Origin of the sequence: Streptomyces sp. NPDC005574 (assembly GCF_040605435.1) — a bacterium.
GTDB lineage: Bacteria > Actinomycetota > Actinomycetes > Streptomycetales > Streptomycetaceae > Streptomyces.
The window spans coordinates 1-21,896 of record NZ_JBEXCW010000046.1; the positions used below are offsets into that span (position 1 = coordinate 1).

Consider the following 21,896-nt stretch of genomic DNA (forward strand, 5'->3'; position numbering starts at 1 on the left):
GATCGCGGACCTCGACAGCCGCCCGTCCGCCTGACCGTCCGTCCGTCGGGGCCTCACCCCACCGCAGCCCACACCCACCAGGAGCCACATATGCATCCCCCAGCCTTCGGCTGGGGGAGCACCGCACCGGACGCCGCGAGCCGATGAACCTTTCCGGTCACGGCACTGGACCACACTGACCATGGCCGATGACCTCCGCAGAAGGACGAACACGATGGCACCGCAGCACAGCCCCGCCCTGCCGGCACTGGGCGGCAGGGCACCCAGCTACCGGGAGCGGGTCGCGGACGCGCTGCGGGCCGCGCTGATCGCCGGTGAACTGCGGCCCGGCGAGGTGTACTCGGCGCCCGGTCTGGCCACCCGCTTCGGTGTCTCCGCGACACCGGTGCGCGAGGCGATGCTCGATCTCGCGAAGGAGGGGCTGGTCGACACGGTCCCCAACAAGGGATTCCGGGTCACCGCCGTCTCGGACGAGCAGCTCGACGAGTACACCCACATCCGCTCGCTCATCGAGATCCCGACGACGGCGGGACTCGCGGCCACGGCGGACCCGGCCGCGCTGGAGGCGCTGCGCCCCGTCGCGCGGGAGATCGTCACCTCCGCGGCGGACGGCGACCTCATCGCCTACGTCGAGGCCGACCTGCGCTTCCACCTCGGACTGCTGTCGCTCGCCGGGAACGGACACCTCGTGGAGGTGGTCCGGGACCTGAGGCGCCGCTCGCGCCTGTACGGGCTGACCGCGCTGGTCGAGGCGGGCCGGCTGGAGGCGTCCGCCGAGGAGCACCTCGAACTCCTCGACACGCTGCTGGCCCGGGACACCGACGCGGTGCGCGCGGTGATGGTCCGGCACCTGGGCCACGTCCGGGGGATGTGGGCGGCACACTGACCCGGGAGTTGCGCCGTGACGCAAGCCATTTGCGTTTCTTGCGCTATTCTTGCGTTCATGACGCGACGACTTGCCGAAGTGGCGCAGAAGGTCGGGGTCAGTGAGGCCACGGTCAGCCGGGTGCTCAACGGCAAGCCGGGGGTCTCCGAGACCACCCGGCAGGCGGTGCTGTCCGCCCTCGACGTCCTCGGCTACGAGCGGCCCACCCAGCTGCGCGGCGAACGCGCGCGGCTGGTCGGTCTGGTCCTGCCCGAGCTGCAGAACCCCATCTTCCCGGCGTTCGCCGAGGTGATCGGCGGGGCGCTCGCCCAGCTCGGCCTGACCCCGGTGCTGTGCACCCAGACCAAGGGCGGCGTCTCCGAGGCGGACTACGTGAGCCTGCTGCTCCAGCAGCAGGTCTCCGGCGTCGTCTTCGCCGGCGGTCTGTACGCCCAGGCCGACGCGCCGCACGACCACTACCGGCTGCTCGCCGACCGCAACATCCCGGTCGTCCTGGTCAACGCCTCCATAGAGCACCTCGGTTTCCCGGGCGTGTCCTGCGACGACGCGGTGGCCGTGGAGCAGGCGTGGCGGCATCTCGCCTCGCTGGGCCACGAACGGATCGGGCTGCTGCTCGGCCCCGGCGACCATGTGCCGTCGGCGCGGAAACTGGCCGCCGCGCGGGAGTACGGCGACCTCCCGGACGAGCGGGTGGCGCGGGCCATGTTCTCCATCGAGGGTGGTCACGCGGCCGCCGCGCGGCTGATCGACCGGGGGGTCACCGGCTTCGTGTGCGCGAGCGACCCGCTGGCGCTCGGGGCCGTCAGGGCCGCCCGCCGCAAGGGGCTCGACGTGCCCGGACAGATCTCGGTGGTCGGCTACGACGACTCCGCGCTGATGAACTGCACCGACCCCCCGCTCACCACCGTCCGCCAGCCCATCGAAGCCATGGGGAGGGCGGCGGTCGAGCTGCTGAACGCGCAGGTCGGCGGCGGTTCCGTACCGGCCGAGGAGCTGTTGTTCGAGCCGGAGCTGGTGGTGCGCGGGTCGACGGCGCAAGCCCCGCGCCCGTGATCACCGGAACGTTCCGGCGTACTGTCCAATAATTTCAAATTCTGCGTGACATCTTGCGGACCCCTGTCGGCGGTGCTTGAGTGTGCGGCGCCCACCGCTCCTGCCCAGAGGGGTCCACCGATGAGAAGCACCGGGTTCCGCCGTACCCTCGCCGTGATCGGCGTCTCCTGTCTCGCCCTCACCGCCTGCGGGTCGAACGACGACTCGGCGAGCGGCAAGACCCGCATCACGGTCAACTGCATGCCGCCCAAGAGCGCCAAGGTCGACCGGCGGTTCTTCGAGCAGGACATCGCGTCCTTCGAGCGACAGAACCCGGACGTCGACGTGGTCGCGCACGACGCGTTCCCCTGCCAGGACCCGAAGACCTTCGACGCCAAGCTCGCCGGCGGGCAGATGGAGGACGTCTTCTACACGTACTTCACCGACGCCCGCCACGTCGTCGACATCCACCAGGCCGCCGACCTCACCCCGTACCTCAAGGACCTGAAGAGCTACGCCACCATCCAGCGGCAGCTGCGCGACATCTACACCGTCGACGGGAAGGTGTACGGCATACCGCGTACCGGATACTCCATGGGCCTGATCTACAACCGGGCCCTGTTCACGAAGGCCGGCCTCGACCCCGACCGGCCCCCGGCGACCTGGCCCGAACTCAGGGCCGCCGCCAAGAAGATCGCCGCACTCGGCGACGGCACCGTCGGCTACGCCGACTACAGCGCCCAGAACCAGGGCGGCTGGCACTTCACCGCCGAGCTGTACTCCCAGGGCGGCGACGTGGTCAGCGCCGACGGCAAGAAGGCCACCGTCGACACCCCCGAGGGCCACGGCGTCCTGCGGAACCTGCACGACATGCGCTGGAGCGACGAGTCCATGGGCAGCAAGCAGCTCCTGGTCATCAACGACGTCCAGCAGCTGATGGGTTCGGGCAAGCTCGGCATGTACCTCTCCGCCCCCGACAACATCCCGATCCTGGTCAAGGAGAAGGGCGGCGACTACAAGGACCTCGCCCTCGCCCCCATGCCCGGCGGGCAGGGCACCCTCATCGGCGGCGACGGCTACATGATCAACAAGAAGGCGAGCCCCGCGCAGATCAGGGCCGGGCTGAAGTGGCTAGACCACATGTTCCTCAGGCCGGGCAAGGGCTTCCTCGGCGACTACGCGCGGGCCAGGAAGACCGACGCCCCCGTCGGCCTGCCCGAACCCCGACTGTTCACCGGCGCCGCCGACGCCGAGGACCAGCGCGTCAAGAAGGCCAACGCCAACGTCCCCGTGGAGAACTACCAGGCGTTCCTCGACGGCAACCAGAGCCTGACGATGAAGATCGAGCCGCCGCACGCCCAGCAGATCTACTCCGTGCTCGACGGCGCCGTCTCCGCCGTCCTCACCGAGAAGGACGCCGACATCGACCGGCTCCTCAAGGACGCCTCCGGCAAGATCGACGGCATCCTGGCCCGGAGCTGACGACCATGACCAGGACCACCGCGCCGCGGCGGCCAGCCGAGGCGATCACCGTCCACCCGGTACAGGCGCCGCCCCCGGCAGGGGACCGGAGGCGGCGCCGCCTCGCCGACCAGGCCCGCGCCTACGCGTTCCTCCTCGGCGGACTCGTCTGCTTCGCCCTGTTCTCCTGGTACCCGGCGATCCGCGCGGTCGTGATCTCCTTCCAGAAGTACACCCCCGGATCCCCTCCCGAATGGGTGGGCACCGCCAACTTCACCCGAGTCCTGCACGACCCGGAGTTCTCCGCGGCCTGGCGCAACACGCTGACCTTCACCCTGCTCGCCCTGCTGATCGGCTTCGCGGTCCCGTTCGTGCTGGCCCTCGTCCTCAACGAACTCCGGCACGCCAGAGCCTTCTTCAGGATCGCCGTCTACCTCCCGGTGATGATCCCGCCGGTGGTCAGCGCCCTCCTGTGGAAGTGGTTCTACGACCCCGGGGCCGGCCTCGCCAACGAGGCGCTGCGTTTCCTGCACCTGCCCACCTCGAACTGGTCCAACGGCGCCGACACCGCCCTGGTCTCCCTCGTGATCGTCGCCACCTGGGCCAACATGGGCGGCACCGTCCTCATCTACCTGGCCGCGCTCCAGTCCATCCCGGGTGAGCTGTACGAGGCGGCCGAACTCGACGGCGCGAACCTCCTGCAACGCGTCCGGCATGTGACGATCCCCCAGACCCGGTTCGTCATCCTCATGCTGATGCTCCTTCAGATCATCGCCACGATGCAGGTCTTCACCGAACCGTTCGTGATCACCGGCGGCGGCCCGGAGAACGCCACGGTCACCGTCCTCTACCTGATCTACAAGTACGCCTTCCTCTACAACGACTTCGGCGGTGCCTGCGCCCTCAGCGTCATGCTCCTGGTGCTGCTCGGCGTCTTCTCCGCCGCCTACCTGCGGCTCACCCGCTCCGGGGAGGACACGTGAGCGACACCAGGACCCTGCTCTCGCCGGCCGCGCTGTCCCGCCCGCGCGGAAGAGCCGCGTACTGGAGCGTCTTCACCGGCGTCGTCATGCTGTTCGCGCTCGCCTTCCTGTTCCCCGTGTACTGGATGGTGACCGGCGCGGCGAAGTCGCCGGACGAGATCGCGCGCACCCCGCCCACCCTCGTCCCCGAGCGGTGGCACCTCGGCGGGTACACCGACGCGTGGGAGCTCATGCAGCTCCCGGCCCACCTGTGGAACACGGTGGTCCAGGCCGCCGGCGCCTGGCTGTTCCAGCTCGTCCTGTGCACGGCCGCCGCCTACGCGCTGTCCCAGCTGCGGCCCGCGTTCGGCAAGGTGGTCCTCGGCGGCATCCTCGCCACCCTGATGGTCCCGGCGCAGGCCCTGGTCGTACCCAAGTACCTGACGGTCGCCGACCTTCCGCTGATCCACGTGAGCCTGCTCAACGACCCCCTCGCGATCTGGCTCCCGGCCGTCGCCAACGCCTTCAACCTGTACCTGCTCAAGCGGTTCTTCGACCAACTCCCGCGCGACGTCCTGGAGGCGGCCGAGATCGACGGCGCCGGCAGGCTGCGCACCCTGTGGTCGATCGTGCTGCCGATGTCACGGCCGGTCCTCGGCGTCGTGTCGATCTTCGCCCTGGTCGCCGTGTGGCAGGACTTCCTGTGGCCGCTGATGGTGTTCTCCGACACCGGCAAGCAGCCGATCAGCGTCGCGCTCGTCCAGCTGTCGCAGAACATCCAGCTGACCGTGCTCATCGCCGCGATGGTGATCGCGAGCATCCCCATGGTCGCGATGTTCCTGGTCTTCCAGCGGCACATCATCGCCGGGATCAGCGCGGGCAGCACCAAGGGCTGACGCCGCCCCCTCCACAGAAAGGCAGGCCCCGTGGTACAGACCGGTCAGGCCCGCGCGGACCAGGACTGGTGGCGCGACGCCGTCATCTACCAGGTGTACGTCCGCAGTTTCGCCGACGGCGACGGAGACGGCATCGGCGACCTGCCGGGTGTCCGCGCCCGGCTGCCGTATCTCGCCGAACTCGGCGTGGACGCCCTGTGGTTCACGCCCTGGTACCTGTCCCCGATGAAGGACGGCGGCTACGACGTCGCCGACTACCGTGCCATCGACCCCGCCTTCGGCACGCTGGCGGAGGCCGAGAAGCTGATCGCGGAAGCGAGCGAGCTCGGCATCCGCACGATCGTCGACATCGTCCCCAACCACGTCTCCGACCAGCACCCCTGGTTCCGCGCCGCTCTCGCCGGCGGCCCCGAGCGGGCGCTGTTCCACTTCCGTCCGGGGCGCGGCCGCCACGGTGAACTCCCGCCCAACGACTGGCAGTCCCAGTTCGGCGGACCTGCCTGGACCCGCGTCGGCGACGGCGACTGGTACCTCCACCTCTTCGCCCCCGAGCAGCCCGACCTCAACTGGGCCGAACCCGCCGTGCGCCGGGAGCACGAGGAGATCCTGCGCTTCTGGTTCGAGCGGGGCGTCGCCGGCGTCCGCATCGACTCGGCCGCCCTCCTGGTGAAGGACCCGCGCCTGCCGGACTTCGTCGAGGGCCGCGACCCGCACCCGTACGTCGACCGCGACGAACTCCACACCGTCTACCGAGCCTGGCGCGCGATCGCCGACGAGTACGGCGCCGTCTTCGTCGGCGAGGTCTGGCTCCCCGACACCGAGCGCTTCGCCCGCTATCTGCGCCCCGACGAACTCCACACCGCCTTCAACTTCTCCTTCATGACCTGCCCCTGGGACGCGGCGAGCCTGCGCACGTCGATCGACGAGACCCTCGCCGAGCACGCGCCGGTCGGCGCGCCCGCGACCTGGGTGCTGTGCAACCACGACGTCACGCGCACGGTGACCCGCTACGGCCGTGCCGACACCGGCTTCGACTTCGCCACGAAGGTGTTCGGCACGCCGGCCGACCTGGCTCTCGGCACCCGGCGGGCGCGGGCGGCCGCCCTGCTGTCGCTGGCCCTGCCCGGTGCCGTCTACGTGTACCAGGGCGAGGAACTCGGGCTGCCCGAGGCGGACATCCCCGTCGACCGTATACAAGATCCGATGTACTTCCGGTCGGGCGGCACCGATCCCGGCCGCGACGGCTGCCGGGTGCCGCTGCCCTGGTCGGCGGAGGCGCCGTTCGCGGGCTTCGGTTCGCGAGAGGCGCCGTGGCTGCCGCAGCCGGTCGACTGGACGTCGTATGCGGTCGACCGGCAGCAGAATGCCCCCGACTCCATGCTCACCCTCTACCGTGAGGCGATCCGCCTCCGCCCGGCCTTCGGTGGCGCCCCCCTGACCTGGCTGCCCGCCCCGGACGGCGTCCTGGCCTTCGGCCGCGCGGAGGGCATGACCTGCGTGGTGAACCTCGCCGGCACCCCCGTCGACCTGCCCGCCCACACCCGGCTCCTCCTCGGCAGCGGCCCGCTGGATGGCGACGGCCGGCTGCCGAAGGACACCGCGGTCTGGCTGCGCGCCTGAGACCGCAGCGTGCCTCGTCCCCGGTGTCACCTCTGTCGCCTGTCACCTGTCACCTGTCACCTGTCACCACTGTCACCGCTGTCCCCGCAACCCCCACCCCTGAAGGGATCAGCACATGCGCAGAACCCGCACTCCCCGGAGCTCCAGCGACCTCTCTGTCAGGATCATGACAACCGCGCGCTCGGCGGCCCTGCCCCCGGCCGTCGCGGTCGCGCTGGCCGCCGGCCTGCTCACCGCCATTGCCCCCGCCGCCCACGCGGCCGCGGGCGCCGCCCTGCCCTTCACCTCGGTCGAGGCGGAGGCCGCCACCACCACGGGCGGCACCAGGATCGGCCCCGACCACACGCAGGGCACCCTTGCCTCCGAGGCGTCCGGCCGCCAGGCCGTACGTCTGGCGGCCGGGCAGCGCGTGGAGTTCACCGTGCCGCGCGCCGCCAACGCCGTGAACGTCGCCTACAGCGTCCCCGACGGCCAGTCGGGCACGCTGAACGTGTACGTCAACGGGCAGAAGCTCGCCAAGACGCTCGCCGTCACCTCGAAGTACAGCTACGTCGACACCACCTGGATCGCCGGCGCGAAGACCCACCACTTCTACGACAACACCAGGCTGTTGCTCGGGCAGAACCTCCAGGCGGGGGACAAGGTCGCCGTGGAGGCGGCGGGTGTCCAGGTCACCGTGGACGTGGCCGACTTCGAGCAGGTCGCCGCGCCGGCCACCAAGCCGGCGGGAGCGGTCTCGGTCACCGACAAGGGCGCCGACCCCGGCGGCCAGGGCGACTCCACGCAGGCGTTCCGGGACGCGATCGCCGCCGCGCGGGGCGGAGTCGTCTGGATCCCGCCGGGTGACTACCGGCTGACGTCCTCCCTCAACGGCGTCCAGAACGTCACCCTCCAGGGCGCGGGCAGTTGGCACTCGGTCGTGCACACCTCCCGCTTCGTCGACCAGTCGAGCTCCGCCGGATCGGTCCACATCAAGGACTTCGCGGTGATCGGCGAGGTGACCGAGCGGGTCGACTCCAGCCCCGACAACTTCGTCAACGGGTCGCTGGGCCCGAACTCCACCGTCTCCGGCATGTGGCTCCAGCACCTCAAGGTCGGCCTGTGGCTGACCGGCAACAACGACAACCTGGTCGTCGAGAACAACCGAGTCCTGGACACCACCGCCGACGGCCTCAACCTCAACGGCAACGCGCGCGGCGTGCGCGTCCGGGGCAACTTCCTGCGCAACCAGGGCGACGACTCCCTCGCCATGTGGTCCCTCTACGCGCCGGACACCGGCAGCAGCTTCGAGAACAACACCATCACCCAGCCCAACCTCGCCAACGGCATCGCGATCTACGGCGGCACCGACATCACCGTCCGCGACAACCTGGTCTCCGACACCAACGCCCTCGGCAGCGGCATCGCGATCTCCAACCAGAAGTTCCTCGACCCCTTCTCCCCGCTCGCCGGAACGATCACCGTCGACGGCAACACCCTCGTGCGCGCCGGCGCGATGAACCCCAACTGGAACCACCCGATGGGCGCGCTGCGCGTCGACTCCTACGACAGCGCCGTCAACGCCACCGTGAACATCACCGGCACGACGATCACCGACAGCCCCTACAGCGCGTTCGAGTTCGTGTCGGGAGGCGGACACGGGTACCCCACGGGCAACGTCACCGTGAGCGGCGCGACGGTGCGCAACACCGGCACGGTCGTCGTCCAGGCGGAGACCCGGGGATCCGCGCGGTTCGCCGACGTCCAGGCCACCGGTGTCGGAGCGGCGGGCGTCTACAACTGCCCCTACCCGTCCGGCTCCGGCACCTTCACCCTCACCGACGGCGGCGGCAACTCCGGCTGGAGCAGTGCCTGGTCGGACTGCTCGACCTGGCCGCAGCCAGGTCAGGGCAACCCGGACCCCGATCCGGGCCGCAACCTCGTCAAGGGGCGGCCGGCCACCGCGACCGGCTCGCAGGACGTGTACACGCCGGGGAAGGCGGCCGACGGCGACGCGAACACCTACTGGGAGTCGGCCAACAACGCCTTCCCGCAGTCCTGGACGGTCGACCTCGGTTCGAGTCAGGCCGTGCGCCGGCTGGTGCTGAAGCTTCCGCCGTCGCCGGCCTGGCAGGCCCGCACCCAGACACTGTCCGTGCAGGGCAGCACGGACGGTTCGGCCTACTCGACGGTCGTTGCCGCGAAGGACTACCGCTTCGACCCGGCGAGCGGCAACACGGTCACCGTCACCCTGCCCGGCGGCGCCCTGCGCTACCTGCGGCTCGGCGTCACCGCCAACACGGGCTGGCCGGCGGCCCAGTTCAGTGAGGTGGAGGCGTATCTGTCCTAGCCGCCCGTCGACGTCCCGCGCTTCGCCGCCTGGATCCGCTCGTGGACATGCGTCCGCAGGTCGGCGAAGCGCGGGGCCACCCGGGTGCGCAACCGGTCCCGCAGGGCGGGCGGACCGACCTTCAGCCGGTCCGTCCTGGACACATCGACACATCGACGAGGTGGATGAGGCCGACAGTCGGCTCAGAGGTCCAGCACGAGCCGCTTCCCCAGGCACCGCGACACGCAGATGAGCATGGTCTCGCCGGCCTCCCGTTCCTCGTCGGAGAGCACCGAGTCCCGGTGGTCCGGGGCGCCTTCGAGGACGTCGGTCTCGCAGGTGCCGCAGGTCCCCTCGGTGCAGGAGAACAGCACCTCCACGCCGGCGGCGCGCACGGTGTCGAGCACCGAGACGTCCGGGGCGACGGTGAGGGTGCGTCCGCTGCGCTCCAGTACGACCTCGAACTCCGTGCCGGTGCCCGCCGCCCGCTCCTTCGGCCGGAACCGCTCCACGCGTAGCACCTCGGCCGGACACCGCTCCTCCACCGCGTCCAGCAGCGGTCCGGGACCGCAGCAGTAGACGAGGGTGCCGGACGGGAGTCCGTCCAGCGCCGCCAGGTCCAGCAGCCCGGTCTCGTCCTGCGGGGCGACGGTCACCCGGTCCCCGTAGCGCTCCAGCTCCGCGGTGAACGCCATGGACGCGCGGGTGCGCCCGCCGTACAGCAGGGTCCACCGCGCGCCCGCCGCTTCGGCCGCGGCCAGCATCGGCAGGATCGGGGTGATGCCGATGCCGCCGGCGACGAACCGGTAGTGCGGGGCGGGTTCCAGCCGGAAGGTGTTGCGCGGCCCGCGCACCCGGACCTTGTCGCCCGGCCCCAACCGGTCGTGCACATGGGCCGATCCACCGCGCCCCTCGGGCTCGCGCAGCACTGCGATCCGCCACCCCGACCGGTCGGCCGGGTCGCCGCACAGCGAGTACTGGCGCTCCAGCCCGGGACCGAGCACGACGTCGACATGCGCGCCCGGCTCCCAGGAGGGCAGGTCCTCGCCGAGCGGGTGGCGCAGGATCAGGGCGAGCACGCCCTCGGCCACGGACTCCCGCCCGGCGACGACGAGTTCACCGTCGTACACGGTCATCAGCTGTTCCCTCGCGACTCGGGCCGGCGCGGCCGGTGTCCTTCGGGATGGCCGAGCATCCACTCCCACATCTCCACCGGGTCCTGCGCGGAGTGCTCGGCGCCGCAGTGACAGGTGCCGTGCAGCACGTCGGTGCCCGGCAGCCAGTCGACGCGGTAGATCTCGCCGGTGGGGCCGCCGCTCACAGGACCTTCTCCACGGGCTTGTCGCCCTCCTCGACAAGCCGGGCGAGGATACGGCGGGCGGCCAGGCCGCCGGTGTCGATGTTGATGCTCAGCTCCTGGTACCCGGCGCGCTCCGAACCCAGCGTGCGCTGCAGCAGGTTGAGCGCGTCGACGTCCTGCATGACGACCGTGTGGTTGTTGCCCCGCAGGAACTCGGTGACCTCCGCGTCACCGGTCGCCCAGTCCCGCGAGACCATCCAGAAGTCGTACACGCTGCCGTCGCCGGACGGGGTGATGGCGTACGTGATCTCGGTGTGGAAGCCGTTAGGGTCGCTGCCGTCCGCCTCGGGCAGCACCCCGACGGGCGCGATCCTGCTGTGCAGCAGGTACAGGCAGGGCGCGTGGTACTCGATGTCCTGCCAGCGGGTGATGCGGCCCTCGATGCCGGTGGAACGGGCGTAGAACGGGGGGCACTCGGCGTCGTCCATGTGCCGGCTGACCCGGACGATCCCCGCGCCCTCGTCGACCTCCGTGGTGATCGGCGTCTCGGCGACCTCGGGGGTGCCGATGTACCCGCCGTGCAGATACGTCTCGTGGGAGAGGTCGAGCAGGTTGTCCACGAGCAACCCGTAGTCGGCGTCGATCGGTTCCATCCCGCGGACCGTGGTCCAGCCGGGGGAGTCGAGGTGCCGGGCCCGCGGGATGCCCCGCGGGTCCGCGAGCGCCGGGTCGCCGATCCACACCCAGATCAGGGAGTCCTGCTCGACCACCGGGTAGGAGGCGACGCGCGCGGTGCGTGGCACGCGCTTCTGCCCCGGCACGTACACGCAGGTGCCGGTCGTGTCGTAGGTGAAGCCGTGGTAGCCGCAGACGATCCGGTCACCGTCGAGCCGGCTCCGCGAGAGCGGGAAGCGGCGGTGCACACAGCGGTCGTGCAGCACGACCGGAGTCCCGTCCTCCTCGGTCCGGTAGAAGACGAGCGGCTCCCCGAGAATCGTCCGGCCGAGCAGCTCCTCGCGCCCGACCTCGTGACTGTAGGCGGCGACGTACCACTGGTTCCTGGCGAAGGCGGTGGTGTGCGGCATGGCGTTCCCGTCCCTGAGTGCGGGGCTGCGCCGCCCCGCGTGCCGTGGTCGGACTCAGCGTCGTGACGCGCGGGCCCGCCCGGCAAGGCGGCTTCTGCCAGACGGAAGGACTTCGGGGTCCCGGCTACAGCGGCGCCGGTGAGGAGGCCCCGCGGATCAGCAGGCGGGGAGTGCCCGTGCCGTCGGCGGGGACCGTCCACAGGTCGCTGCTGCCGACCTTGCCGTCGGTGGGCAGGGCGTAGGCGAGGGTGTCGTCGTCCAGCCAGGTGGCCTGGTCGTCGACGCTGTGGCGCTCGGCGAGGGGCGTCTCGCGCAGGGTGCTCAGATCCAGGACGTACTCGTGCCACAGGGCGGTGCGGGACAGGACGCGCTTCTTGAAGGCGACCCGGGTCCCGTCGGGGGACAGCGAGGGGCACTCCACGTTCTCGGCCAGAGTGGTCACCGTGCGCCGGGAGAGCGAACCGCGCACCAGGTAGGTGCGGTTGGCGGTGTTGAGGGTGGCGTAGAAGGTGTCGTCGTCGGAGGCGAAGGTGACGCCCCAGAAGTTGACGTCCGAGGCGTGGTAGGGCTTGCCGTCCAGGACGACGGAGAACGTCTCCAGGCTGGGGGTCAGCCGCATGGTGCGGGTGTCCAGGACCGAGGTCCGGGTGGAGAAGAACGCCGAGGAATAGGACTCGCCCGAGACGAACACCGTCCAGGCGACGAAGCGGCCGCTGGGCGAGACCCGGGCCCGGCTGGGGTTGCCCGCGAGCGGGAAGGTGTGCCGGGTGCGCAGGTTCGCGTCCAGGAGCAGGACCCGGTTGCTCTGCTTGAGGACGCCGGGGACGGACTGGAGGCAGACACCGGTGCCGGACGCCGCGTAGAAGCGGACGCACTTCAGATCCGTCGCGGTCCGCGGACTCCCGGGGTCGGCGGAAGGCACCGAGGCGACCGCGGTGCGGTGCGGTCCGGCGGCCCCGTTGACGAACGTCAGGCGGCCCTTCTGGCCGAGGGTCAGCCGGCCCGCGCTGACGGTGGGGCCGCCCGCCTGCGGCCGGTCGGCCCGGTCGGCGCGGGAGGCGGCGTGCAGGACCACGCTGGTGCCCAGGCCCGCGAGGACCAGCGCCGCGGCGGCGAGTATCAGCAGACGGCGGCGCAGTGACGACATGGGGTTCCTCGGGGCTGTGGTGGTCATCGGGTCTGCTCGCCGAGGCGGACGTCGTCATCGGGGACCGTCCCGGCCCCCGCGGCCGGCCGGAGCACCAGGCCCGCGACGGCGGCGCAGCACAGCAGTCCGGCGGCCGACAGCGCTAGGGTGGGGCCGTCGCCCCACAGCGTCCAGGCGGCGCCGAAGGCGAGCGAGCAGCAGAAGCGGGCCAGCGCCTGGCTGGTGCCGACGAGGGCGAGTCCGCTGGCGCGCAGCCGTTCCGGCACGAGGTCGGCGAGGGCGGCCGGGAGGACGCCGTCGGTGGCCGCGTAGAACACGCCGTGCAGAGCGAGCACGAGACAGGGCAGGACGGGGGTGTCCGGGGCCCACAGCAGCAGGGCGTAGCCGGTGAGCAGGGCCAGGTGCCCGGCGAGGAACACGGTGTGCCGCCCGATCCGGTCGGCCAGCGCGCCGACGGGCACGGCCAGCAGCAGGAACACCGCCGCGGTGCCCAGCGGCAGCAGCGGGAACCACTGCTCGCCGATGCCCGCGCGCCGTTGCAGTAGCAGGTAGACGAAGGCGTCGCTGACGGTCGTCAGGCCCAGCAGCGCGGCGCAGCCGGCGAGCGCCCGCAGCCGCGGCAGCCGCAGCAACTCCAGCGCCTCGCGCACACGGACGGGCCGGCGCTCCTCCACACCGCCCGCCGCGTCCGGCCGTCGACCGTCGTGCGGGCCGGTGCCATCGGGCGGGCGGGGGGCGACCACGGCCGCCTCGCCCGGGAGTCGGCCGTCCACCGCGTCCGTGCCGCCCGGCCGTCGGCCGTCCGGGTCGGTGCCGCCCGGCCGGGGGTCCTCGGTCGTGCCGGTCTCGCCCGGCTGGGCGAGGCGCTGTCGGCCGGGGACGAACAGCACCAGGACGAGCACCCCGAGCGCGGCGACGCAGGCGCTGACGCCGAACACCGCGTCGTAGCCGTCGGTGGCCGCGCGCAGGATGAAGAACGCGGCGAGCGGGCCGAGCATCGCTCCGGTGGTGTCCATCGCGCGGTGCACGCCGAAGGCCCGGCCCTGCTTACCGGCCGGTGTGGACAGGGAGATCATCGCGTCGCGCGGGGCGGTGCGCAGGCCCTTGCCGGTCCGTTCCAGGGCGAGGACCGTGCCGAGCGTGCCGACGCTGCTCGCGAGCAGGAGCAGCGGTTTGCACAGCGCGGACAGGCCGTAGCCGAGCCCGGCCATGAGTTTGTGGTTGCGCACCCGGTCGGCGAGATGGCCGCCGGTGAGCTGGACGAGCGCGCTGACGCCGTTGTAGACGCCGTCGAGGGCGCCGAAGCCGAGCGGGCTGAAGCCGAGGGTGGTGACGAAGTAGAGCGGCAGTACGGCGGTGACCATCTCCGAGGAGATGTCGGTGATCAGGCTGACGGTGCCCAGGACGAGGACGACCGGGGCGACCTTCGGTCCCAGGCCGCGTCTTCGGGCCTGCCCGGTGTCCACCGCCTGGGGCGTGGAGCGGTCGGTGAGGTACATGTCGGGTACTCCAGGTGCGGTGTGCTCAGTTCTGCCGACTGCTCTCGTCGCGCAGCCAGGTGCTGAAGTCCTGGGTGCGGACGGCCTTCGCGGCCCTCCGCCGGGCGAGAACCGCCGCCGTGACGAAGACCACGACAGCGGTGAACAGGCCCGGCTCCGCGCGGAGCACGGCGAGGAGGTCCGCCCGGCTCGTGCGCGCCGACGCCTCCCCGGGGTCCTGGTGCCGTTCGACCTGGGCGGTGGACACCGCGGCCCGGACCCGCCGCCTCATCAGGTCGGGCCAGGTGCGCGGCGGGTGGACCACGACCCGCGCCGCGTCGACCACGAGCCGTTCCGCCGGGGCGAAGGCCAGGGACGCGGCCAGGTCGTCGGCCATCAGCGGCGGCAGGGCGGCGATCCGGGCGTGCCCGGCCCGGGACACCGCGATGACTCCCCGCCCGAACAGCCCCTCCCGTACGGCGGGCAGCCGCTGCCACACCCGGTAGTAGGCGCGCACCCGCCAGGCGCACGCGGCGAGCGGGATCTCCCGGGCCGGCGCGGTGGCGAGGACGCCGGAGCCGGTGTCGTCCAGGGGTCCGGTGAGCGCCCGCACGTCGGCGCCGGCGAGCACGACGTCGGCGTCCACGTACAGCCGGGGGAAGCCGCGCGCGTGCTCGTCACCGGCCCGCAGAGCGGCGTGCTTCGACGGGACGGGGATCTCGACCACGCGCACCCGCGGGCCACGAGCGGCCGCGATCCGCGCGGTGCCGTCCGTGCAGCCGTTGCACACGACGACGATGTCGGTGTCGTCCTCGGCGGAACCGGCCAGCAGCGAATCGAGGAGCCGGCCGATGACTCTTTCCTCGTCATGAGCCGGGATCACAATGCTCGTCACCTGGGCAGTATGCCGTCGGTGTCACCCTTGCGAGGTGTGTTTCGTCCAAGTGTTCCCGCTACTGGGTCCTGTGGTCTAGATTGATGACCGCCAGACCCGGTTTGGGTGGGGAACTTGCTCTTGCCCGCATGTCATCTGATGGCGTGTGATACCGGATTCGGAACAGGCAGTAGCCAACACGCGAAGAGCGTGCGGCGGTTGGGGAACCGCTGGAGCTGCGCCGTTCAGGTATCGCTGCGTGGAGGGCGCAGCAGTACTGCCGCAACCCCGGGTCACGGATCTGATCCCGTATGCCCGGTTTCGTTCGGTCAGGGGTAACCGCGCATGTGGTGGGGGGGGCATGGCCATTGAGGTCACGCATGAGCTGCTGGATGTGGAACGCAGAAGTCCACAAGCTCGCCGAAGACGCTGGGAACAGAATTACCGGATAGTCCTGCTGGTCGCGGACAGCCTGACGGCTACCGCCGCGGCTTTCGTGATCCACGCGGCCTACGGCCGCTGGGCGGTGGCCCTGGTGCTGCCCCCGACCTGGATCGCGGTCATGGTGGCCCATCGCTCCTACGACCGCAGTGCTCTGGGCCTGGGGACCGAGGAGTACCGGCGGGTGCTGCGCGGCGCGATCGCGCTGCCGGCGCTGGCCGCGGCCGCGCACTGGCTGGTCACGCACGACCTGGGCCTTCTCCATGACATGACCATGGCTGCGGTGCCGGCCACGGCCATCGCCCTGCCCGTCCGGTACGCGCTGCGCCGCCGGCTGCACAGACGATGGGCACGCGGCCGGGACAGCAGCGCGACGCTTCTCGTCGGGCCCTCGCTCGGCATCGTGGAACTGGCGGCCGTGCTGCGGCGCGGTGGTGCGCACGAACTCCGGGTCGCCGGCGTGTGCCTGAGCGACCCGCAGAACGCGGCGGCCATCCGCAGGCTGGGCCTCCCGGTCTTCGGAGGCGTCGACAACATGAACGACGTCATCCGGGCCATGGGGGTCAGCGCCGTGGTGGCGCTGCCCGCGCCCGAGTTCGACGCCTCCGTCCTGCGCCGGATGTCCTGGACGGCGGCCGCGCAGGGCGTCGACTTCATGCTGGCCCCGGTCCTGGCCGACGTGAGCGCCTCCCGTCTGACGGTACGGCCCACCAACGGCGTGCCGCTGGTACGGGTCGAGGCGCCGAACCTCTCCCGGATCTCCCGCCTGCCCAAGGAACTCCTGGACCGGTCGCTGGCGGCGCTGCTGCTGACGCTCCTCGCGCCGTTCCTGCTGCTGATCGCCCTGGTCGTCCGGCTGGACAGCTCCGGCCCCGCCCTGTTCCGCCAGCAGCGGGTCGGCCGGTACGGCGACCACTTCACCATGCTCAAGTTCCGCACCATGCGCGAGGACTCGGAGGTGCTGAAGGCGGAACTGAAGCACCTGAACGAGAACAGCGACGGGCTGCTGTTCAAGGTGAAGAAGGACCCCCGGATCACCCGGGTCGGCTCGGTGCTGCGCCGCTCCTCGCTCGACGAACTCCCGCAGCTCATCAACGTGCTCGGCGGACACATGTCGCTCGTCGGGCCACGCCCCCCGCTGCCCGAGGAGGTCGAGGCGTACACGCCGGAGGTCAACCGCCGGATGCTCGTGAAGCCCGGCCTCACCGGGCTGTGGCAGGTCAGCGGGCGTTCGGACCTGCCCTGGGACGAAGCGGTCCGACTCGACCTCGGATACGTGGACAACTGGTCCACCAGTCTTGACGTATCGATTCTGCTGCGCACCGCGTCGGCAGTGGTGCGCGGAACGGGGGCCTACTGATGGACCAAGGGGAGAGGAACACAGTGACGCAGACCACGGAGCCCTTGGGGGTCGCGGTCGTCGGTGCCGGCTACTGGGGCCCCAACCTCGTGCGCAACTTCCAGGCCAGCCCGCAGTTCCGGCTGCGCCACCTGTGCGACCTCGACGTCGAGCGGGCCCAGCGGGTCCTGGGCGGCTACTCGACCGTCCGGGCCACCTCGGACTACGCGGCCGTCCTCGCCGACCCGGAGGTGGCCGCCGTCGCCGTGGCCACGCCCGCCGGCACCCACCTCGACATCGCCCTGGCCGCCCTGCGCGCCGGCAAGCACGTCCTGGTGGAGAAGCCGCTCGCGGCGACCTACGCCGACGGGCAGCGGCTGGTCGCCGAGGCGGAGGAGCGCGGGCTCACCCTGATGTGCGACCACACCTACTGCTACACGCCCGCCGTGGGCCGTATCCGCGAACTGGTTCGCTCCGGCGAACTCGGCGAGATCCACTTCGTCGACTCGGTGCGGATCAATCTCGGGCTCGTGCAGAAGGACATCGACGTCATGTGGGACCTCGCCCCGCACGACCTGTCCATCCTGGACTTCATCCTTCCCGACAACGTCGAGCCGGTCGCCGTCGCCGCCCACGGCGCCGACCCGATCGGCGCCGGACAGGCCTGCGTCGCCTATCTGACGCTCCAGCTCAACACCGGCGCCATCGCCCACGTGCACGTCAACTGGCTGTCCCCGACCAAGGTCCGCACCACCATGGTGGGCGGCTCCAAGCGCACCCTGATCTGGGACGACCTCAACCCCGCCCAACGCGTGGCGGTCTTCGACCGGGGCGTCGACCTCGCCGCGCCCCAGGAGATCGGCGTGGACGAGCGCCGGGACATGCTCATCTCCTACCGCTCCGGGGACATGGTCGCGCCCGCCATCGGCGAGAAGGAGGCGCTGCGCAGCATGGTCGACGAGTTCGCCGACGCGGTCAGGGAGCGCAGGGCGCCGCTCACCGACGGCCGGGCGGGACTGCGGGTGCTGGACATTCTCGAGGCGGCGTCCCGGAGCCTGGAGTTCCGCGGCGCGGTCGTCGGCCTCCGCGCCGGGCGTTGACCGTTTAACTTCACTGAGAGGGCAGGGCAGTTGAGCAGCGTACGAGGCAAGAAGATCCTGGTCACCGGGGGAGCGGGCACGATCGGCTCCCACCTCGTCGACCTGCTGGTCCAGGGCGGCGCCCGGGAGATCGTGGTGCTCGACAACTTCGTGCGCGGGCGCCGCGACAACCTCGCCCGGGCGCTGCCCAGCGGCGTCGTGGAGGTCGTCGACGGCGACATCCGCGACGCCGACACGGTCCGCAAGGCCACCGAGGGTTCCGACCTGGTGTTCCACCTCGCGGCGATCCGCATCACGCAGTGCGCGGAGGAACCCCGGCTGGCCAACGAGGTGCTGGTCGACGGCACGTTCAACGTGCTGGAGGCGGCGGTCGAGGCCGGGGTGGGCAAGGTGGTCGCCTCCTCCTCGGCGTCGGTCTACGGCATGGCCGAGACCTTCCCGACGACCGAGCGCCACCACGCGTACAACAACGACACGTTCTACGGCGCGGCGAAGGCCTTCAACGAGGGCATGCTGCGCAGCTTCCACGCCATGAACGGCCTGGACTACGTGGCACTGCGCTACTTCAACGTCTACGGCCCCCGGATGGACATCCACGGCCTCTACACCGAGGTCCTCATCCGCTGGATGGAGCGCATCGAGGCGGGCGAACCGCCGCTGATCCTCGGCGACGGCACCCAGACGATGGACTTCGTCGACGTCCGGGACATCGCCAGAGCCAACGTGCTGGCCGCCGAATCGGACCTGACCGACGAGGTGTTCAACGTGGCCAGCGGGACGGAGACCTCGCTGCGCGAACTCGCCGACGGACTCCTGGAGGCGATGGGCGCCCCGCGCCTGGAGCCGGTGCACGGCCCCGCCCGCGCGGTGAACGGCGTGAGCCGGCGGCTCGCGGACACCACGCGGGCCGCCGAACGGCTCGGCTTCACGGCCCGGATCGACCTGCGGACCGGACTGCGGGACCTGGTGGAGTGGTGGCGTGCCGAACACGCCGACGCCGATGCCGCCGCCGGGGAGGGCTCGCGATGAGCGCGGACCGCATCCCGGTGATGATCCCGTGGCTCGGCGAGGAGGAGGCCCGGGCCGCCTCCGACGCGGTGCTGTCCGGCTGGGTCGCCCAGGGCCCCCGGGTCGCCGCCTTCGAACGGGCCTTCGCGGAGCGGGTGGGTGCCGGGCACGGCATCGCGGTCAGCTCCTGCACCACTGCCCTGCACCTGGCGCTCGTGGCGCTCGGGCTGGGCCCGGGCGACGAGGTCGTGGTGCCCTCCCTGTCGTTCATCGCCACCGCCAACGCGGTGCGCTACGTCGGTGCCGACCCGGTGTTCGCCGACGTCGACCCCGCCACCGGCAACCTCACCACCGCCACCGTGGACGCGGTCCGCACCCCCCGCACCGCGGCCGTCCTCGCCGTCCACCAGGGCGGGGTACCGGCCGACGTGCACGCCCTGCGCGCCGCCTGCGCCGACTGGCGCCTCCCGCTGGTCGAGGACGCGGCCTGCGCGATCGGCTCGACCGTCGGCGGTGAGCCCGTCGGACAGGGCGCGCTGATCGCCGCCTGGTCCTTCCACCCCCGCAAGGTCGTCACCACCGGCGAGGGCGGCATGATCACCACCGACGACGCCGAGTGGGCGGCCCGGCTGCGCCGGCTGCGCGAACACGGCATGAACGCCTCGGCCGCGCAGCGCCACGCGAGTGACAAGCCGGTCCTGGAGAGCTACCTGGAGGTCGGCTACAACTACCGGATGACGGACGTCCAGGCCGCGATCGGCCTGGTCCAGCTCGGGAAGCTCGACGCGATGATCGCCCGCCGCCGCGAGCTGGCGGCCCGCTACGACACCCTGCTGAAGGACGTGCCGGGCCTCACCCCCGTACGCGATCCGGCCCACGGGCAGAGCAACTTCCAGTCGTACTGGGTGCTGCTGGACGAGGACTTCCCGCTCGGCCGCGACGACCTGCTGGCCGTGCTCGCCTCGGCCGGCGTCTCCGCCCGCCGCGGGATCATGGCCTCCCACCTCGAACCCGCCTACGCGGACCATCCCTCCGCGCCGCTGCCGGTCACCGAGCGCATCAGCCGCGACTCGCTGATCCTGCCGCTGTTCCACACCATGACCGAGGCCCAGCAGGACCGCGTCGTGGCCGCGCTGCGCGAACAGGCCCGGAGATGAGCGCGCTGCTCGTCGTCGGCGCGGGCGGCTTCGCCAGGGAGACCGCGCAGGCCGTGGCGGACGCGGGCGAGGCCAAGCTCCTGGGGCATCTCGACGACGACCCCGCGCTGCACGGCACCGAGGTGGACGGCGTGCCCGTCCTCGGCGGCTGCGACCTGGTCCACGAACTGCCCGAGGCGCGGGTGGTGATCTGCGTCGGCAACCCCGGCGACTACGCGGCCCGCGCCCGGCTGGTGCGCAGACTCGGCCTGCCCGCCAACCGCTACGCCACGGTGGTCCACCCGACGGCGTCGGTGTCCGGGACCTCGGTGGTGGGCCCCGGCTCGGTCCTGCTCGCGCACTGCGTCCTGACCGCCGCCGTGCGGGTCGGCGCGCACGTCGCGGTGATGCCGCACGTCGTCCTCACCCACGACGACGTGGTCGGGGACTGCGCCACGCTCGCCTCCGGCGTCCGCCTCGGCGGGGGCGTACGGCTGGGGCGCGGCGCCTACGTCGGCTCCGGCGCCCTGGTCAGGGAGGGCACCACGGTGGGCGCCTGGTCCCTGGTCGGGATGGGGAGCACCGTGCTCGGCGACGTGCCGCCGGGCGAGGTGTGGGCGGGGAGCCCGGCCCGGCGGCTGCGGGCGGCACCCGCCCCGGCACTCGACGAACTCGCGACGCGCACAACGGGGGGACAGCTCACATGAACCAGATACCGCTTGTGGACCTCAAGGCGGCCCACGAGGAGGTCGCCGACGAGGTACGGGCCGGATTCGACCGGATCCTGGCCGGCACCGCGTTCATCGGCGGTGAGGAGGTCCGCCTCTTCGAGCGCGAGTACGCGCGGTTCGGCGCGGTCGCGCACTGCGTGGGCGTCGCCAACGGCACCGACGCCGTCGAACTCGCCCTGCGCGCCGTCGGCGTGGGGGCCGGCGACGAGGTCGTGGTGCCCGCCAACACCTTCATCGCCACCGCGGGCGCCGTCGCCAGGACCGGCGCGCGACCCGTCCTCGCGGACTGCCTGCCCGGCAGCCATCTGCTCGACCCCCAGGCCGCGCTGGACGCGGTCGGCCCGGCCACCCGCGCGGTCGTCCCGGTCCACCTCTACGGGCAGTGCGCCGAGGTCACCGAGCTGGCCGGCCGGCTGCCCGCCCGGGTACGGGTCGTCGAGGACGCGGCCCAGTGCCAGGGCGCGACCCGCGACGGCCGCTCGCCCGGCAGCGGCCGGATCGCGGCCACCAGTTTCTACCCGGGCAAGAACCTGGGCGCCTACGGCGACGCCGGAGCGGTGCTGACCGACGACGAGGAACTGGCCTCGCTCGTGCGCGCGACCGCCAACCACGGCGGCGTCGCCAAGTACCGCCACGACGTACCCGGGTTCAACAGCCGGCTGGACGGTCTGCAGGCCGTGGTCCTGCGCGCGAAACTGGCCCGGCTGGCGGACGGCAACGCGGCCCGCCGGACGGCCGCGGCCCGCTATGACGCGCTGCTCGCCGACCTGGCGGCAGCCGGACGGATCGTCCGGCCGGTCACGGTGGACGGCAACGTCCACGTGTGGCACCTGTACGTCGTCGAGGTCGACGGGGCCGACCGCGACGACCTCGTGGGCAAGCTCAACGCCGAGGGCATCGGCGCGGGCGTGCACTATCCCGCCCCGGTCCACCTCACACCGGCGTACCGCCATCTCGGCCACGCCCGCGGTGACTTCCCGAACGCCGAGCGGACGGCCGACCGGATCCTGTCACTGCCGCTGTACCCGCAGATCACCCCTGACCAGCAGCAGCGGGTCGTGGACGCGCTCGCCGACGCGCTCCGACGCTGAC

At 71.8% G+C, this 21,896-nt stretch carries 19 protein-coding genes and 1 pseudogene; 13 read left to right on the forward strand and 7 right to left on the reverse strand.

Features of this window, described 5'->3' with window-relative positions:
- Positions 1–214: 214 nt before the first annotated feature.
- The 7 genes from ABZT03_RS25965 (at position 215) to ABZT03_RS25995 (ending at position 9,186) form a co-directional block, all read left to right on the forward strand.
- A complete protein-coding gene (locus ABZT03_RS25965) occupies positions 215–886 on the forward strand; it encodes a GntR family transcriptional regulator (protein WP_356043194.1) in 672 nt (223 codons plus the stop codon).
- 57 nt (positions 887–943) lie between these two features.
- Positions 944–1,939, forward strand: coding sequence for a LacI family DNA-binding transcriptional regulator (locus tag ABZT03_RS25970; protein ID WP_356043197.1), 996 nt, complete (start codon positions 944–946; stop codon positions 1,937–1,939).
- A gap of 120 nt (positions 1,940–2,059) precedes the next feature.
- On the forward strand, positions 2,060–3,400 hold the full coding sequence (locus ABZT03_RS25975) for an extracellular solute-binding protein (protein WP_356043200.1): 1,341 nt from the start codon (positions 2,060–2,062) through the stop codon (positions 3,398–3,400).
- 5 nt (positions 3,401–3,405) lie between these two features.
- On the forward strand, positions 3,406–4,362 hold the full coding sequence (locus tag ABZT03_RS25980) for a sugar ABC transporter permease (protein ID WP_356043203.1): 957 nt from the start codon (positions 3,406–3,408) through the stop codon (positions 4,360–4,362).
- Entirely contained in the window at positions 4,359–5,237 is an 879-nt protein-coding gene (locus ABZT03_RS25985; RefSeq protein WP_356043206.1) for a carbohydrate ABC transporter permease, read from the forward strand. The genes ABZT03_RS25980 and ABZT03_RS25985 overlap by 4 nt, the downstream gene beginning before the upstream one ends.
- A gap of 30 nt (positions 5,238–5,267) precedes the next feature.
- Complete coding sequence (locus ABZT03_RS25990) at positions 5,268–6,857, forward strand: glycoside hydrolase family 13 protein (RefSeq protein WP_356043209.1); 1,590 nt, start codon at positions 5,268–5,270, stop codon at positions 6,855–6,857.
- 166 nt (positions 6,858–7,023) lie between these two features.
- The gene (locus ABZT03_RS25995; protein ID WP_356043212.1) at positions 7,024–9,186 is read left to right on the forward strand and encodes a discoidin domain-containing protein; all 2,163 of its coding nucleotides are present in this window, start codon (positions 7,024–7,026) and stop codon (positions 9,184–9,186) included.
- On the opposite strand, the pseudogene ABZT03_RS26000 reads toward ABZT03_RS25995, so the two are convergent.
- The 7 genes and pseudogenes from ABZT03_RS26000 to ABZT03_RS26030 all read right to left on the reverse strand — a co-directional run.
- Positions 9,158–9,317 (reverse strand): annotated as a pseudogene (locus tag ABZT03_RS26000) (ABC transporter ATP-binding protein); the annotation flags it as partial. The gene ABZT03_RS25995 and the pseudogene ABZT03_RS26000 sit on opposite strands and share 29 nt — an antisense overlap.
- A 51-nt stretch (positions 9,318–9,368) precedes the next feature.
- A complete protein-coding gene (locus ABZT03_RS26005; protein ID WP_356043215.1) occupies positions 9,369–10,301 on the reverse strand; it encodes a PDR/VanB family oxidoreductase in 933 nt (310 codons plus the stop codon).
- Complete coding sequence (locus ABZT03_RS26010) at positions 10,301–10,486, reverse strand: hypothetical protein (RefSeq protein ID WP_356043218.1); 186 nt, start codon at positions 10,484–10,486, stop codon at positions 10,301–10,303. The genes ABZT03_RS26005 and ABZT03_RS26010 overlap by 1 nt, the downstream gene beginning before the upstream one ends.
- Positions 10,483–11,550: an aromatic ring-hydroxylating dioxygenase subunit alpha gene (locus tag ABZT03_RS26015; protein ID WP_356043220.1), complete on the reverse strand. Its 1,068-nt coding sequence runs from the start codon at positions 11,548–11,550 to the stop codon at positions 10,483–10,485. Before ABZT03_RS26015 ends, ABZT03_RS26010 begins: the two co-directional genes overlap by 4 nt.
- Before the next feature lie 124 nt (positions 11,551–11,674).
- Positions 11,675–12,724, reverse strand: a complete 1,050-nt coding sequence (locus ABZT03_RS26020; RefSeq protein ID WP_356043223.1) for a TolB-like translocation protein — start codon at positions 12,722–12,724, stop codon at positions 11,675–11,677.
- Positions 12,721–14,196, reverse strand: coding sequence for an MFS transporter (locus ABZT03_RS26025; RefSeq protein WP_356043226.1), 1,476 nt, complete (start codon positions 14,194–14,196; stop codon positions 12,721–12,723). Before ABZT03_RS26025 ends, ABZT03_RS26020 begins: the two co-directional genes overlap by 4 nt.
- A 25-nt stretch (positions 14,197–14,221) precedes the next feature.
- On the reverse strand, positions 14,222–15,070 hold the full coding sequence (locus tag ABZT03_RS26030) for a glycosyltransferase family 2 protein (protein ID WP_356043228.1): 849 nt from the start codon (positions 15,068–15,070) through the stop codon (positions 14,222–14,224).
- Between the two features lie 340 nt (positions 15,071–15,410).
- Between ABZT03_RS26030 and ABZT03_RS26035 the strand changes: the two genes are divergently transcribed.
- The 6 genes from ABZT03_RS26035 to ABZT03_RS26060 are packed head-to-tail and all read left to right on the forward strand — an operon-like array spanning position 15,411 to position 21,895.
- Positions 15,411–16,850, forward strand: coding sequence for a sugar transferase (locus ABZT03_RS26035; protein WP_356043231.1), 1,440 nt, complete (start codon positions 15,411–15,413; stop codon positions 16,848–16,850).
- 23 nt (positions 16,851–16,873) lie between these two features.
- Positions 16,874–17,929 (forward strand): Gfo/Idh/MocA family oxidoreductase, encoded by a 1,056-nt coding sequence (locus ABZT03_RS26040; protein WP_356043234.1) that lies wholly within the window; start codon positions 16,874–16,876, stop codon positions 17,927–17,929.
- 30 nt (positions 17,930–17,959) lie between these two features.
- A complete protein-coding gene (locus ABZT03_RS26045) occupies positions 17,960–18,958 on the forward strand; it encodes an NAD-dependent epimerase/dehydratase family protein (protein WP_356043236.1) in 999 nt (332 codons plus the stop codon).
- A complete protein-coding gene (locus ABZT03_RS26050) occupies positions 18,955–20,094 on the forward strand; it encodes a DegT/DnrJ/EryC1/StrS family aminotransferase (RefSeq protein WP_356043239.1) in 1,140 nt (379 codons plus the stop codon). The genes ABZT03_RS26045 and ABZT03_RS26050 overlap by 4 nt, the downstream gene beginning before the upstream one ends.
- Positions 20,091–20,780, forward strand: coding sequence for a NeuD/PglB/VioB family sugar acetyltransferase (locus ABZT03_RS26055; protein ID WP_356043242.1), 690 nt, complete (start codon positions 20,091–20,093; stop codon positions 20,778–20,780). The genes ABZT03_RS26050 and ABZT03_RS26055 overlap by 4 nt, the downstream gene beginning before the upstream one ends.
- Entirely contained in the window at positions 20,777–21,895 is a 1,119-nt protein-coding gene (locus ABZT03_RS26060) for a DegT/DnrJ/EryC1/StrS family aminotransferase (RefSeq protein WP_356043245.1), read from the forward strand. The genes ABZT03_RS26055 and ABZT03_RS26060 overlap by 4 nt, the downstream gene beginning before the upstream one ends.
- Position 21,896 lies beyond the last annotated feature (1 nt).